This is a genomic window from Hymenobacter monticola (genome assembly GCF_022811645.1).
Taxonomy (GTDB): Bacteria; Bacteroidota; Bacteroidia; order Cytophagales; family Hymenobacteraceae; genus Hymenobacter; species Hymenobacter monticola.
The window spans coordinates 2806151-2821454 of record NZ_CP094534.1 but is presented as its reverse complement, the minus strand read 5'-3'; the positions used below and the strand labels follow the sequence as shown (position 1 = coordinate 2821454).

The following is a 15304-nucleotide window of genomic DNA, read 5'->3' as shown; positions in this document are numbered from 1 at the left end:
CCGGTCGGACGGCTGCGCCGTCGAACCGGGAATACGTCCTTCGATTACTCCCCGCCCCAGGAAGCTTCCTGCGCTGCGGGCTCAGCCGGCAGGTGGTGGCGGCTGATATCCTTCAGCTCCTCGTCGAGCCGGGCAAACAGCACTTCGTTGCCCTGCTGCTGATAGCCGGCCAGCGCTTTCTCAAAATCAGTCAGGCCGTATAGAAAAGCGCGCAGGTTGTCGGCCGTGATGGCCTCGAAATGGCGCCCGTAGCCCATTTTTTCCACTTCGGCCGCGTTCAGCCACTGCTCGAACTGCGCGGGAATGGGAATGGCGCAAACGGGCTTGTGTAGAAACACGGCCTCCGAAATGAGCGAGAAGCCGCCGTTGGTGACCACGGCGCGGGCGCTGGCGAGGTCGACAATGAAGCCGGCCTCGGAGAAGGCGCAGAGCTGCACGTTGCCATGGCTTTCCTGCTTGTTGAAGCCATAGACGCGGAATTCCTGGTCGGGCAGCTGCTGCAGCAGGGGCACCAGGTTTTGCTGCGTGGTGGCCGACTGGTACACCAGCACGTGCTGGCCCTTGGTGGGCCGGGCCGCCAGGATTTCAGGCCGGATGATGGGCGGCACCAGTGTGGTGCGCTCCTTTTGCAGGGGAAGGTCGAAGAAAGTCGTCACGAAATAGTGACGGCTGTGCGGCAGCTTGGCCCGCACAATGCTTTTGGCCAGGTTGAAGTTGCCGCGCTCGGCCTTGGGCACCGTCACGTTCAGCTTGGCCCGGCTGATAATCTGCATGTTGTCGATGCTGACCACGGGCAACCGGTGCAGCTTGGCAAACAAGTAAGTGAAGGATTCAAAATCCGACACCACCACCTCGGGCTCGAAGTCGCACAGCAGCTCGCGGTACTTGGCGAAGTTGATGCGCAGGTCTTCGGGCGCGGTGCGCAGCGTGAGGGCGGCCGTGCGCAGCTTGCTCACGGCCAGCCCATTGTAGGCCAAATGAAAGCCCCGAATTTCATGCACCCGGCCCGGAAAGGCGGCGGCCAGCATCTTGTAGGCGCGGCTGCTGCTCACCACGCACACCTGGTGGCCCTGCGCCAGCAGGTGGCCAATGACGACTTTGCTGCGGGTGGCGTGGCCCAGGCCCTCGCCGGGCACTCCGTATAGGATGTTCATGGGCGCAAAGATGTGCAGACCCGCGCAGACGTGGCGCCTCCCCCCCCGGCCCCCTCTCCCAAAGGAGAGGGGGCCGGGGGGGGAGGCGCCCGCCAGAACAATTCTACTTCACTACCAGCTTCTCGTTGCGCGTCCCTTCGTTCGATTCCAGCTTCACGAAGTAGATGCCAGCCGCTACGTTTTCCAGCGGCAGCGGCACCTGCTGCGGGCCCGCCGGGTACGCTTTTTCACGCGTCAGCACCCGAACCACGCGGCCCGTGGCGTCGAGCAGCGACACGGTGACGGGGCCGGGCTTGCCGAGCTGGAAGCTGACGGCGGCACTGCCGCTGCTGGGGTTGGGGAACACGGCCATTTGCACGGTACCGGGGGTGGTGGCCACGCCCGGCAGGGTGCTGAGGACGATGTTCTCGTCGCCCGCCCGGTAGGGCAGCAGTTCGAAGTAAGTGAGCAGCATTTCGGCGGTGGTGCTCTCGCCCCAGGTCACGGGCTGGGGCGGGGTGTTGGGGTTGCGCGGGTTGTTGGCGGTGTTGTCGTAGGTAGCATCGGCCATGAGGCGCGAGCCGGCCGGGATGCGCTGCAGGCCGGTGAAGCGGTAGGTGCCCTGCCAGCGGAAGTCCCAATCGTTGATTTTCACCAGCCGGATGGTGTCGCCGTTGGGCTTCACGGCCCACACCTTCCAGCTTTTGCTCAGCAAGTGGGCGTGCGGCGACACGCTGAGCACGGTGGCGTCAACGGGCACGATGAGCTGGGCGTGGAAGGTTTTCACCTGGTTGGCCGGAATCACAAACGGTCCGTTGGTGAGGACCTGGGGCGAGATGGCCGGCAGCGTTTGTACGAAGCGCGTAACGGGCTGGCGGGCAAAGAAGATGTTCACCACCGACGAGTCAGTCTGCGTCACGAAGTTGGGGCCGTAGTGCACCTGCAGCAGCAGCGAGGCCCGGCGGTAGAGCTTTTTGCCCATGCCCGTGGGGTAGAAGCGCGCCTGCATGCCCGGCACCCAGGCCCCAAACACTTCTTCCAGCGGGCTGAAGCCGAAGCCGCCGAAGCGGGTGTAGCCGTAGCCGGGGTCGGCCGCGTCGAGGGCCTGGGCCTGCCGCGTGGTATCCATGCCGATGATGACGTGGTGCACGATGCGCTTGTTGCCGGCCCGGAATTCAATGGCCGCGATGTCGCGGTCAGCGGGCAGGTTCACGGGCAGCACGAAAATGCGGTACATGTCCTGGCCGTTACCCTGGTGCGTGAACTTCTGCGCCATCGGAACCACCAAATCGGGCGTGCCCAGCTGCGAGCCGCTGGGGAAAGTAGGCACCGGCGGCGTCTGGGCGGCATTGCCCTGCGGCATGCCGTTGTCCACCCAATCCCGGATTTGCTGGATTTCGATAGCGGTGAGGGTGTTTTCGTCCAGGTAGTGGCGGTAGTTGGCGTCGGGCTTCCACGGCGGCATGTATTTGGTGCCCGTCACGTACTTGATGGTCTGGCCGTGGCTGCTGACCTCGGCGTAGTTGGTAAGCGGAAACGGTGCCACTTCGCCCGTGCGGTGGCAGGGCGTGCAGTGCTGGTACACCAGCGGCGCAATGTGCTGGCTGAACGTGACCTGCGCCCCGGTCTGGGCCTGGGCGCGGGGCCCGGCCAGCAGGGCAGCGAGGAGAAAAAAGGAGAAGAGGTATTTCATATTAAAAATCGATTTTGAACGTCATGCAGAGCGCAGCGAAGCATCTTTACCGCAATAGTAATTTGATTTGGTAGCGCAGTAAAGATGCTTCGCTGCACTCTGCATGACGGCCTTTTTATTAACCTTTTATCATCTTCAAATCTACTCAATAAAACAGCCCACCGGCTCGGTGCGGGGCACGGCCACCGGGCGGCCGGCCACCACGGCGGCCAGGGCATCGGCCAGCTCGTGGTGGCGCGTGGTGGGGCGGTGCTGGCCCAGCCCGGCGTAGGCGTCGTTGAGGCGGCCCTGGTAGAGCGTGGTTTTGCCGTCGGGGGCCAGCACCACGGCTTCGGGCGTCACGTGAGCGTGCAGTTTTTTAGTCAGCTGATGGCCAGGGTCGGCTTGCAGGGGGAAGGGAATTTGGTAGGTTTTGCCGAAGGCAGCCAGCGCACCCGGTGTGGCGTCGGCCGCCGGAAACACGCCCACGAACCGGATGCCCTGCGCCGCGTACTGCCCGTGCAGTTCGCGCAAAGGCAGCGTAGCGGCCTGGCTGATGGGGCAGGTATCGGCCAGAAAAACGTACACCGTGGCCCGCGGCGTCGGCCCCAACAGCCAGGCGCTTAAATAACTGAATAGCAAGTAAAGCAGCGGCATACGCGAAGATAGGACAACAGCCGTGAAAGCCAGGATGCTAACCAGACACAGCGGCCCGGTGCCGGGTTCCGGCGTTTTCGGCCTGATTTTCGTTTTTAGCGCATTTCCGCTAATGTTGCCTTCTATGAAAACCTCTTTTCTCCTCACTCCTGCTGGCGTATTGGCCGCTTCGGCCCTGCTCTTGGCCACCTCCTGCACCGCCCCGCGCGCCATTGTGGCCACCGGCAAAGTCACGCCGCAGGGCGAGTTTCGGGTGGGCTACAACCAGGGCTTCAACGTGGCCAGTGCTTCGCTCAGCAAGGTGGGCAGCGCCGTGAAGGAGGCCGCCGCCCAAGCTGTTACGCAGCAAAAAGTCGACTACACCGACGCCACCACCCAGCTGCAGGCCGCCGCCCTGGCCTACGTGCTCGACCCCGTGCAGCCCACCGCCGACCTGAACGTGCGCTACGGCATCGTGCCCCGCCTCGACGCGGGCTACAAGTACGCCTTCGGCTCACACGTTTTCGATGCCGCTTACCAGCTGCTGGGCCCCACCGGCACCCCCGAAAACCCCGGCGCCGGCGCCACCACCGGCACCACCTACGCCAGCCTGGGCCTGCAGTTTGCCACCCAGCGCGCCAAGCTGCCCAGCATCCCTTTCCTGTCCGACATCAACTCGCTGCTGAACTTCCGGGCCACCCGCAACGACCTGCTCATCCCGCTCACGTTCAGCAACTCCTTCGGGGCCGAAGAAGAAATTGGCGCCATCAGCTACGGCCTGGTGTACGCCCACAGCTGGGTGAGCTACGGCTTCGCACCCGACAAAATCTACACCGGCTCGGTGAAAGTGCCGGAGCTGCCGCTGCAGCGCCGCAGCTTCTCTTCTTTCGGCGGCTTCGTCAACCTCAAACTCGGCTACCGGTATTTCTACGTGATTCCGGCTGTGTCGCTCTTCTACCAGAACTACGGCGACTTTGCCCTGCTCAATGGCCAGACCACTTCGCTGAGCGGGGTGACGGTAGTGCCTTCGCTGGGCTTACAACTCCGCATTCCCAACTTCAATAAATAAGTAATGGGGTAAGAAAACAGAATAGACCGGGGCGGTGCCACGACTTTTAGAAGCGTGGCACCGCCCCGGCCTTTTGCGTGTTAGCGCTACACACTTTGGGCTGGCCAGGTCAGTCGCTGCGAATCTGCTATTCTATGGCTTTCTTTGTTGCCCGTTTTTCAAAACTTTAAGCCGCTTCGGCCGCGCCACTCTCCCACCCTATGGAAGCTCCCAACCCCGAATTCATGCGCGAAGCCATTCGCCTGTCCATTGAGAAAATGCAGGCCGGGCACGGCGGCCCTTTCGGCGCGGTAGTGGTGAAGGACGGGCGCATCATTGCCCGCGGCTTCAACCAGGTAACGAGCACCCACGACCCTACCTGCCACGCCGAGGTCGACGCCATTCGCAAGGCCTGCAAGGAGCTCGGCACTTTCCAGCTCGACGACTGCGACCTCTACACCAGCTGCGAGCCCTGCCCCATGTGCCTGGGCGCCATCTACTGGGCCCGCCCCCGCCGCGTGTTCTACGGCAACACGAAAGCCGACGCGGCTGCCATTGGCTTCGACGACCAGTTCATCTACGAAGAGTTGGACCAGCCCATGGACAGCCGCAAGCTGCCCATGACGCAGCTGTTGCGCGACGAGGCTCTAGCTGGCTTTAAAGCGTGGACGGAACTGGCAGGCAAGACGGAGTACTAACAAGAACGTCTGTCATCCTGAGCGCAGCGAAGGACCTTATCACGCCAGCACAATTTGCAGTAATTCCACTGGCGCGGCCGTGATAAGGTCCTTCGCTACGCTCAGGATGACAGACGTACCAAAGCATCAACCATGATTGAATTCTACCTCAACGACCAGCCCATTCGCACCAGCGAGGCCCCGGCCAGCGCGCTACTCGATTTCGTGCGCTACCACGAGCAGCTCAAGGGCACCAAAATCGGCTGCCGCGAGGGCGACTGCGGCGCCTGCACCGTGCTGGTGGGCGAGTTGGCCCCCGATGGCCAGACCGTGAACTACCAGAGCATGACCAGCTGCCTCACGCCGCTGGGCAATGCCCAAGGCAAGCACATTGTGACAGTAGAAGGCATCAACGCGGCCGGCAACCAGCTCACGCCCGTGCAACAGGCCATAGTGGACGAAGGCGGCTCGCAGTGCGGCTTTTGCACGGTGGGCTTCGTGATGTCGCTGACGGGCCACAGCCTGAGCAGTGCGCCCGCCACCGAGAAAAGCACCATCGCGGCCATCGATGGCAACATCTGCCGCTGCACAGGCTACAAATCTTTGGAGCGCGCCGCCGCTAAGCTCACGGCTGAATTGGCGCAGCGCCCGATGGGAAACGCCCTGGCCTGGCTCAGCGAGAAGCAGTTCGTCCCCGGCTACTTTGCTGATGTTCCGGCCAAGCTGGCCCGGCTGCGGCCCGCTGAAGCCAATGCGCCGGAAGCTTCAGCAGCAACAGCAGCTTCGGCCACAGCCCACATCAACGGCGGCGCGGTGTCGACCTCGCCCAACGGCCACGCCCAAAATCAGAATGACCACGGCCACGAAGGCACCACCAAACCATTTGCCCACGCGCTGCTGGGCGGCGGCACCGACCTGCTGGTGCAGCGCCTCGAAGAGCTGCGTGAGCAGCCCGGCGTGCGATTGATTTTCGACCAGCCCGGCCGGCGCGGCATCCGCCACGAAACCACGGGCCGCGTGGTGCTGGGCGCCGCCACCACCGCCAGCCAGCTGCTCGAATCGGACATGATGCGCGGCCTGTTGCCCAACCTGCCGCATTATCTTAAACTGGTATCGAGCACGCCCATCCGCAACATGGGCACCGTGGCCGGCAACTTCATTAACGGCTCGCCCATTGGCGACCTCACTATTATGTTCCTGGCGCTGGGCGCGTCCATCATGCTACTTGATGCCGCCGGCGCCACCCGCGAGTTGGCCCTGCCCGACCTATACCTCGGCTACAAAAAGCTGGCGAAAGCGGCCGACGAGCAGGTGACGGAAATCAGCTTCCCCGCCCCGCTGGCCGGCGACTTCTTCCACTTCGAAAAAGTATCCAAGCGCACCCACCTCGATATTGCCAGCGTGAATTCCGCCGCCTGGCTGCGGGTCGAAAACGGCCTCATCCAAGCCGCCCGCGTATCGGCTGGCGGCGTGGGGCCGGTGCCGCTGTACCTGGCCCGCACCAGCGCCTTCCTGCAAGGCCGCGAGCTGACGGCCGAAACCGTGGCGGCGGCCAACGAAGTGATGCAAGCCGAAATCAGCCCGATTTCCGATGTGCGCGGCACCAGCGACTACAAGCGGCTCTTGCTGCGGCAGCTGCTGTGGGCGCATTTCCTACAGTTTGCGCCGGAGCTGGCGGTGGATGAATTGTTGTAATTTATGGCTGTGAAATCATTACTTATACCCCTTGCGCTGAGCAGCTCACTGCTACAGGAATCATTGCAGGCCGCTGTTGCGCCGTGCGAGGCTGAAGTAGCCGCCGCAGCTAATCAGCCTCCAGGAAAATTTGGCCGCTGGGTAAACCGGCGTACCCGCCCCATTGGAAAGGCAGTTGAAAAAGTGACGCCCCTTCGATTGGCTAAAAAGAGCCGTGCAGAATTGCGGATAGGAGGATGCTGTTTTCCAGCCGATACCCGCATCAGCTTGCCTGGTGGCACCACGTGCACCATCAAGGAGTTGCGCGTGGGGCAAGCGGTGCTGAGTTGGAACCCGGCAACGGACGTCCTTGACACCGTGCAGGTGGAAGCCCTTGCCACCGTCGTTCACGACTCGCTACGCCGCCTCGCATTCGCCGATGGCCGAACCGTGACGGCAACGGCTGACCATCCGTTTTGGGTGAACAACGGTGGCTGGGCTTCGTTGGCGCCGGAATTGACCATGGCGCGGTACGCCTACGGGGCGGCTCTGCTTCTGCGCCCCGGCGACAGCTGCTTGGCTTTCAGCGGGTCGGGCCGGCTTATCCCAGCAACTCTACGCAATGTCACCGCGCTGACAGCGTGCGGAGTCACCACTTATACCATCACCCGGTTGAGCCGGGGCAGCCTATTTTTCGCAAACGGACTGGCTGTAGGAGTCGAAGGAGATAAAAGCAAGGTCGCCCTCCGCGTCAACCTCACCCCCTGACCCCCTCTCCAAAAAGGAGGGGGCACCGGGTTTGCTCCGAATTCAGTGTTCTTTATTTAGGAAGCCCAATAATTAGAATAGTCCTCACGAACCGGTGCCCCCTCTTTTTTGGAGGGGGGGTCAGGGGGTGAGGTCCCGCCAGAACGACCATGAACCACCTCGACCCCCACCGCCACGTGCGCGGCGAATCGCAGTACCTCGACGACGTGCCCGTGCAGCAAGGCACCCTGTACGCGGCCGTGTTTGAAAGCCCGATGGCCCACGGCGTGCTCTGCCGCCTCGATTTCAGCGCGGCGCTGGCGGCACCGGGTGTGGCGCGCGTGCTCACGGCGGCCGACATTCCCGGCGAAAACCAGATTGGTGGCATCGTGCCCGATGAGCCGCTGCTGGCCGAGGGGCACGTGCATTTCCGGGGGCAGCCGGTGGCGCTGGTGCTGGCCCGCACCGAGGCGCAGGCCCACGCCGCCCTCAAGCTCATCAAGGCCGAAATCGACCCGCTGCCCATCATCACCGACCCGCGCGTGGCCGCCGCGCAGGGCGAGTTCATCGTGCCGCCGCGCACCTTCCGCCTCGGTGATTCGGCGGCGGCCTGGGCGGCGTGCGCGCACGTGTTCGAGGGGGTGGCCGAGAACGGCGGGCAGGAGCATTTGTACATCGAAACGCAGGGCGCCTACGCTTTCCCGACGGAGATGGGCGGCGTGCGCATGATTTCCTCCACGCAGGGCCCCACGGCCGTGCAGCGCCACACGGCCGTGGTGCTGGGCCTGGGCATGCACCAGGTAGAAGTGGACGTGACGCGCCTCGGCGGCGGTTTCGGCGGCAAGGAAGACCAGGCCACGCCTTGGGGCGCTCTGGCCGCGCTGGGCGCCTTCATCACCAAAAAGCCGGTGAAGCTGGTGCTCGACCGCATGGCCGACATGCGCATGACCGGCAAGCGCCACCCCTACTCGTCCGATTTCAAAATCGGCTTCGACCACGACCTGAAAATCGTGGCCTACGAGGTGCAGTTTTTCCAGAACGCGGGCGCGGCGGCCGACCTCTCGCCGGCCGTGATGGAGCGCACGCTCTTCCACGCCACCAACGCTTATTTCGTGCCCAATGTGACGGCCACGGCCTTTTCGTGCCGCACCAACCTGCCGCCCAACACGGCCTTCCGGGGCTTTGGCGGGCCGCAGGGCATGTTCGTGATTGAGTCGGCCCTGGCCAAAGCGGCCGAGGAGCTGGGCGTGCCCACCCACGAGCTGCAGCGCAAAAACCTGCTGCGCGAGGGCGACCAGTTTTCGTACCGGCAGGCGGCCGAGGGCTGCCACGCCGAGCAGGCCTGGGACACGGCCGCCCGCACGTTCGACCTGGCGGCCATTCGGGCCGAAGTCGCGCAGTTCAACCACACCCACAAGCTCCGCAAAAAAGGCTTCGCGGTGATGCCCATCTGCTTCGGCATCAGCTTCACCAAAACACCCATGAACCAGACGCGGGCGTTGGTGCACATCTACTCCGACGGCTCGGTGGGCATCAGCACGGGCGCGGTGGAAATGGGCCAGGGCGTGAACACCAAGATTGCGCTGGTGGCGGCCCGCACGCTGGGCATTTCGGTGAACCGCATCAAGGTGGAAACCACCAACACGACGCGCGTGGCCAACACCTCCCCCAGCGCCGCCAGCGCCACCGCCGACCTCAACGGCAAGGCCACCGAAATGGCCTGCCGCGCCCTGCGCGAGCGCCTGCTCCAGCACGCCAGCACCGAGTACACGCTCAACTACGAGGGCCTCGAAATCCGCGACGAGCAGGTGTTGGCGGCCGGCGTGCCCGCCGAAACCAACTGGGAAAAGCTGGTATCATCGGCCTTCTGGAAGCGCGTGGCCCTCACCGAAAACGCCCACTACGCCACGCCCGGCCTGCATTTCGACGCCACCGTGAACCAGGGCCACCCCTTCGCCTACCACGTGTACGGCACGGCCCTCACCACCGTCACCGTCGACTGCCTGCGCGGCACCTACACCGTGGACGCCCTGCAAATTGCCCACGATTTCGGCCAGAGCTTCAACGAAATCATCGACCGCGGCCAGATTGAGGGCGGCGCGGTGCAGGGCATCGGCTGGATGACGATGGAGGAAGTGGCCTACAACGTCGAAGGCCGCCTGCTCAGCAACTCCCTGAACAGCTACAAGATACCCGACATCTACGCCGCGCCCAAGGTGCTCGACGTGCATTTCCTCGACACGCCGGGACACCCCAACGCCATCCTGCGCTCCAAGGCCGTGGGCGAGCCGCCGCTCATGTACGGCATCGGCACCTACTTCGCCCTGCGCGACGCGGTGCGGGCCTTCCAGGGCCACACCGCGCTGCCGTTTTCCGCGCCCCTCACCCCGGAAAAGGTGCTGGTAAGCTTGTATCCGGAGTTTTCTCACAAACCCACGCCTGCGGTGGCATCTGTTAATTAACCAGCCTAATGTGGCACTGGTTAACAGAGTGGCTGCTGCCTTCGCCCCGTAAATCGTCCATTGAATGGAGAGGCAATGTCATTATTCTTTCGATTGGGAAGGATTATGACATAGAAAAACTCTCCGAAATAATGACGCTTTATTATTCTGAAGCCATTAAAAAAGCGACCAATATCATCGTCGATATTGGTGAATTGACTTCTATCAATGTAATGGGTTCGGAGATTTTAATGCTCAAGGAAAAGCTGGCGAATCAAAGCCCTTACAACTTGGTTTTTTGTGGCCTCAAGCCTGAAATAATGACGATATTTGAAATAATTGACCCTAAAGAAGCATTTGGAGAATTGGTCAATTTCAATTCTATAGATGAAGCACTTGACTTCCTAAAAATAAGCAATGACTTAAATCACTACAGATAATAATTATTCAGATAGTGTATTCGTCGCAAGTTTTAAAGCTGAACAACAGGCAATTAATTTCATGAAAATTCAATAAACATGAATGATACAGACCCTGTTGCTGATTACATCAATGCAAATCAGCTTGCATCAGCCATGAATAAAACGAAGTGGCGAAAACTCGCAACAGCGATGACTTCAAATCCAGATTTCGAGCCACAAGTGCGAGAAAAACATTTGCTTGACAAAGTAGAGCCGGCTGGCTTCACTTTTCTGGATTGGGAATGGGTGAAATCTGGTGAGACAAAATGGATTGATTGGATGGAATTGAGCCCTATCCGCAAAGACTATGTGGGCCGGCTAATTGACGACAAGCAGACTGATTTTACAGAATGGCTTAGAGCAGCATTAATAGGCCAATCCATACCGTTTGAAGAAATCGACGGCATCTTTAAAGTCAGAGGCTACATCTGGCCAAATGCATAAAAAGAGGCTGAAGCTCCCGTAGCTTCGGCCGCTTTGCGTTTCTACCGCAGCGCAGGGCTTTGGGGCAGGAGTTGGGCCGGCGCGGACTTCCCAGCGCCGCCCGCCGGTTTCTTTCGCCGCACCTATGACGCCGGAAAGGGTTTTCGTAATTTTGCACCCCGATTTTTACGAACTCCTCCTCTTCTTGCTGCTTACCCGCTCCCTTCCCCTCCGCACCCACGTGCAGGGCTTCCTGATTTATGCGGCTGGCGACACGGCCGCCGCGCTGCTGCTCCAGCAGTTTAGCTGGCTGCGGCTGCTGGGCATGGCCCTGGTGGGCGGCCTGCTCTACTCTACGGAGGTGCCGGCCTTCTTCCGCTGGCTCGATGCGCGGGTGCCGGTGCGCCCCAGCAGCGGCCAGCTGCGCAAAACCAGCCGCGCAGTCCTCACCCTGCTCTATTTCAACCCGCTCTGGATTGCCCGGCACTACGTGTTTCTGGGCGTGTTTGGGGGCGCGGCCGAAACGCTGTCGCTGGCGCTGCTGCCCGTGGCTGGCCGCTCCTTCCTGCTGAACGCCCCGGTTTCGCTGGCGGCCAATTACTACATTCAGAACCGCGTGGCTACCAGCCGGCGCTTCATGGCCAGCGCCGTCTTCTCGGGGGTCATGGCCGTGTCGTACGCCCTGAGCGCCGCCTGGCTGTAGCCCGAAGGCGTCCATTACCTGCTTTGCTGGCCAGTAAGCGAAACGGGAATAAACCAGAAGAGCCCATTACTGAACGTAATGGGCTCTTCTGCTTGAAAGCAACCCGGCTCCCCTTTCCCAGGGCTTCGCGTTTCATGAAAACATATCCGTCGAGGAATGGCCGACCAGTATGTCGGATTGGCCGGGCTCGACTACTCCGTTCGGGTAGGGGCCGGGCAGGGCCGGAGCGGCTGGTTCGCGCCAGCACCCTCAAAAAGCGTTTTATTTGCGCAGAATAGCCCTTTAGCCTCTGCGCAGATGTTTGACTTGTTTGAAAAGTACCTGTTGAGCAAGGCGGCCTTTGCGGCGAGTGAGCTGCAGCAAATCGAAGCCGTTAGCGTCGTCCGTCGATTACGAAAGCGGCAGTTTTTGTTGCAGGCAGGCGAGGTGTGGGCTTACAACGCCTTCGTGGCCAGCGGCTGCTTGCGCACCTACACCGTCGATGCCAAAGGCGCCGAGCACACACTCAACTTCGCGGTAGAAAACTGGTGGACCGGCGACCGGCAGAGCCTGACGTCCGGCCAGCCATCGGGCTATAATATTGAGACCGTGGAGGATTCAACCGTTGTGCTCATTAAGGATGAGCAGTTTAAGCAGCTGCGCCAGGAAATTCCCACGTTGAATGAGCTAGTCAACGACATTCTGCACCGCAGTTTTCTAACCGCCCAAACCCGCATCCAGGCGGCCATTAGCTACTCGGCCGAGGAGAAATACCGCGCCTTTCTGCAGCAGTATCCGGCCTTTGCCCTGCGCATTCCGCAGCACATGGTGGCCTCCTACTTGGGCATGACTACCGAAACCCTAAGCCGCATTCGCCGGCATATTGCGTAGGAGCCCATACATAGAAGGCTTGTTGAATCAACGCTTTATTCGGACGTTATTGCTATTTATCAACGCATTTTTTTGACAAATGTCAATGGAGCCAGGGTGAGCCCGGCGGGACCTTTGTACCGGTAGATGAAGACAGCCAGACGGCTCCACTTCGCTGCCAAAGCGGGCGAAATACGCCTTGCGGTTCCACCAAATTCATCCCCATTCATTATCTCATTGTCATGAGCAACAACTTGAAATTAGCTGGCAAAGTGGCCCTCATTACGGGCGGTACTGCAGGCATTGGCCTCGGCGCGGCCCAGCGCTTTGTGGCCGAAGGCGCCTTTGTTTTCATCACCGGCCGGCGCCAGGCCGAGTTGGATGCCGCCGTGCAACAGCTGGGGGCCAACGCCCGCGGCATCCGCAGCGACGTCACCAGCCAGGCCGACCTCGACCAGCTCTTTGCCACGATTAAAGCCGAAAAAGGCCATCTCGATGTGCTATTCACCAATGCCGGCGGCGGCGAATTTGCCCCGCTGGGCGGCATCACCGAAGCCCACTTCGACGACACGTTCGGCCGGAACGTCAAAGCCACCCTTTTTACCGTGCAAACGGCCCTGCCCCTGCTGCGCGACGGCGCGTCGGTTATCCTGATGTCTTCCACCGCCGGCTCGCAAGGCGTGGCCAACTTCAGCGTATATGGCGCTTCCAAGGCCGCCGTGCGCTCCTTCGCCCGCAGCTGGACGGCCGATTTAAAAGACCGCAAGATTCGCGTCAACGCCATCAGCCCCGGTCCCATCGATACCCCCGGCCTCAGCGGACTGGGCGCCGATGAAACCCAGGCCGAGCAAATCAAGGCTTACCTGGCCACCACCGTGCCGCTGGGCCGCCTGGGCCTCCCCGATGAAGTTGGGAAAGCCTTGGTGTTCCTGGCCTCCGACGACAGCAGCTTCGTGACGGGCATTGAGCTGTTTGTGGACGGCGGCGCGGCCCAGCTGTAATTTAGCCCACTTGCTGTCGCGTAAGTATTCCCGAAAGCCGGTTCACTTGAGCCGGCTTTCTTATGCTAAAAACCACCAAGCAAAAGCGGCAATGGAGTCGGGCAAGGCATTAATACCTGGCTCATAACCAAGCTCTACCGCTTTTTAGCAACCGGCACGGCCTCATATACCACCTTGCCGCCTACCATCGTCAGCTCGCTCACAGTGCCGGGCAGGGCCGGCAGCGGCACCGTGAAAATATCCTGAGAGAGCACCGCCAAATCAGCCAGCTTGCCGGGCGCCAGCGTGCCTTTCTGCTGCTCTTGAAACTCGGCGTAAGAGGCGCCAGCCGTGTAGGCACGCACGGCCTGCTCGCGGGTCAGGGCTTCTTTGGGGTCGGCCAGGGTGCAGGCAAACAAGATGTTCAGGTAAGGGTTGGATGGGCCATCGGAGCCCAGCGCGAAGGGAATGCCGCTTTCCAGCAACGAGCGAAAAGAGCCGTGCAAAGCAGCTGGCGCGCCGTGCTGCGGGTCGAGCGCGGCGTTGATGAAGTGCGAAGGGTTTTGCACGATAACCACCCCTAGCGCCTGGGCCCGAGGCTGCAGGTCGGCGGCCACGCCAGCGCCGTGCTCGAAGCGGACGCGTTTCTTGCGCCAGGTGGCGTCATCGCCCAGCTCACTCATCAAGCGGAGTACGAGGCTGGCGGTGCTATCGCCGGAGATGTGCAGCATCAGCGGCTGCGAGCTGCGGAATGCAGTGCGTAGTATCAGGCGCACAGTATCGACCGGGAAGTTCAGACGGCCGTACCAACCCGGGCGCCCCGGGTAAGCGTGGCGCATGAGTGCACCGCCCTCCAGCGGCGTGGCGTCGAGGATGTACTTCACGCCCTCCACGCGCGCCAGCGGCGCCGGGTTCTTGTTCACACGGGTCCATTCCTGGTGGTTGATGCCCCGCGGGGTCGTCATGGGGAAGGGCATGATGCGGTGGCGAATGGGCAGGCCCGCGGCGCGCACCACGCGCTCCATCTGCGCGGGTGGCAAGGCGTCGGCCATGTCCTGCACGCTGGTGATGCCAAAGCGCAGACATTCGTCGCCGTAACTTTTGAGCAGGCGCGTCCAGGTGGCATCGGGCAACTGGCCGTGGAGGGCCTGGCGGGGCGTCCAGTCGGCGTATTCGGTGAGCAGGCCGGTTAGGGGCCCGCCATTGGGCTGGCGCTCCATGTTACCGCCTAGTGGCGTCGCATCCGTGTCGCTGAGGCGCAACAGCTTCAGGGCCGCGGAGTTTACCACGCTGCCGTGGCCCCAGGGCGTGCGCAATAGCACCGGGTGGTTGGGGGCCACGCGGTCCAGCTCGGCCCGCCGCACTTGCGGGCTTTTCAGCACGGCCAAGCCCACTTCCCCTTCCAGCCAGGTGCCGGGCGGCACGCGGCGGGCCAGCGCGGCCAGGGTATCGAGCACCTGGGCCGGGCTGGGTCCAGCAATCATCTCTGCCTTCGGGAAATCGAAAAAATGCCCCAGCGGGTGGCCCGGTGGCAGGTGCGTGTGCGCATCGTTGATGCCCGGCACCACGGTGCGGCCGCGCAGGTCGAGGCGGCGCGTGCGGGGGCCGGCCAGTTTGCTGACTTCGGCAGTGCTGCCCACGGCCAGTATCCGGTCGCCACGCACGGCCAGGGCCTGGGCGTAAGGCTTGGCGGGGTCAGCGGTGAAGATTTTGCCGCCGGTGAGGATGAGGTCGGGCACAGGGGGTTGGGCAGCTTTCGGCGCCGTGATTTGGGCGGGCGCGGGCCGAAACAGCAGCAGCAGCGTTGCAGCCAGCAGCAAGTGTTTCACAGATTGATTGGGCATGAAAAAACCTTTTACT

Annotated in this window: 14 protein-coding genes; 10 read left to right on the top strand and 4 right to left on the bottom strand. The window is 62.0% G+C overall.

Features of this window, described 5'->3' with window-relative positions; all coding sequences use genetic code 11:
• Positions 1-44: 44 nt before the first annotated feature.
• From MTP16_RS11800 to MTP16_RS11790, 3 genes are all read right to left on the bottom strand, one after another.
• Positions 45-1154 (bottom strand): glycosyltransferase family protein, encoded by a 1110-nt coding sequence (locus MTP16_RS11800; protein ID WP_243508681.1) that lies wholly within the window; start codon positions 1152-1154, stop codon positions 45-47.
• A 103-nt stretch (positions 1155-1257) separates the two neighbouring features.
• Positions 1258-2826, bottom strand: a complete 1569-nt coding sequence (locus MTP16_RS11795; protein ID WP_243508678.1) for a T9SS type A sorting domain-containing protein — start codon at positions 2824-2826, stop codon at positions 1258-1260.
• A gap of 141 nt (positions 2827-2967) precedes the next feature.
• Positions 2968-3462: a redoxin domain-containing protein gene (locus MTP16_RS11790; protein ID WP_243508676.1), complete on the bottom strand. Its 495-nt coding sequence runs from the start codon at positions 3460-3462 to the stop codon at positions 2968-2970.
• Between the two features lie 124 nt (positions 3463-3586).
• Here MTP16_RS11790 and MTP16_RS11785 point away from each other — a divergent pair, with 124 nt between their 5' ends.
• The 10 genes from MTP16_RS11785 to MTP16_RS11740 all read left to right on the top strand — a co-directional run bounded on the left by MTP16_RS11785 (position 3587) and on the right by MTP16_RS11740 (position 13465).
• Entirely contained in the window at positions 3587-4510 is a 924-nt protein-coding gene (locus MTP16_RS11785) for a hypothetical protein (RefSeq protein WP_243508673.1), read from the top strand.
• Between the two features lie 200 nt (positions 4511-4710).
• Positions 4711-5187 carry a nucleoside deaminase gene (locus MTP16_RS11780; protein WP_243508671.1) on the top strand — a complete coding sequence of 159 codons (477 nt, stop codon included), beginning with the start codon at positions 4711-4713 and terminating at the stop codon, positions 5185-5187.
• A 132-nt stretch (positions 5188-5319) separates the two neighbouring features.
• Positions 5320-6861, top strand: a complete 1542-nt coding sequence (locus MTP16_RS11775) for an FAD binding domain-containing protein (RefSeq protein WP_243508669.1) — start codon at positions 5320-5322, stop codon at positions 6859-6861.
• A 9-nt stretch (positions 6862-6870) separates the two neighbouring features.
• A complete protein-coding gene (locus MTP16_RS11770) occupies positions 6871-7608 on the top strand; it encodes a Hint domain-containing protein (protein WP_243508667.1) in 738 nt (245 codons plus the stop codon).
• A gap of 149 nt (positions 7609-7757) precedes the next feature.
• A complete protein-coding gene (locus MTP16_RS11765) occupies positions 7758-10049 on the top strand; it encodes a xanthine dehydrogenase molybdopterin binding subunit (protein WP_243508664.1) in 2292 nt (763 codons plus the stop codon).
• Positions 10050-10057: 8 nt separating this feature from the next.
• Positions 10058-10468, top strand: coding sequence for an STAS domain-containing protein (locus MTP16_RS11760; RefSeq protein ID WP_243508662.1), 411 nt, complete (start codon positions 10058-10060; stop codon positions 10466-10468).
• A 78-nt stretch (positions 10469-10546) separates the two neighbouring features.
• Entirely contained in the window at positions 10547-10933 is a 387-nt protein-coding gene (locus MTP16_RS11755) for a DUF6678 family protein (protein WP_243508660.1), read from the top strand.
• Between the two features lie 184 nt (positions 10934-11117).
• Entirely contained in the window at positions 11118-11615 is a 498-nt protein-coding gene (locus MTP16_RS11750; protein WP_243508658.1) for a hypothetical protein, read from the top strand.
• A 297-nt stretch (positions 11616-11912) separates the two neighbouring features.
• A complete protein-coding gene (locus MTP16_RS11745) occupies positions 11913-12485 on the top strand; it encodes a Crp/Fnr family transcriptional regulator (RefSeq protein ID WP_243508656.1) in 573 nt (190 codons plus the stop codon).
• A gap of 221 nt (positions 12486-12706) precedes the next feature.
• Positions 12707-13465 carry an SDR family oxidoreductase gene (locus MTP16_RS11740; RefSeq protein WP_243508654.1) on the top strand — a complete coding sequence of 253 codons (759 nt, stop codon included), beginning with the start codon at positions 12707-12709 and terminating at the stop codon, positions 13463-13465.
• Between the two features lie 134 nt (positions 13466-13599).
• Here MTP16_RS11740 and MTP16_RS11735 read toward each other — a convergent pair whose 3' ends face one another.
• Positions 13600-15288, bottom strand: a complete 1689-nt coding sequence (locus MTP16_RS11735) for an amidohydrolase (protein WP_243508652.1) — start codon at positions 15286-15288, stop codon at positions 13600-13602.
• Positions 15289-15304 lie beyond the last annotated feature (16 nt).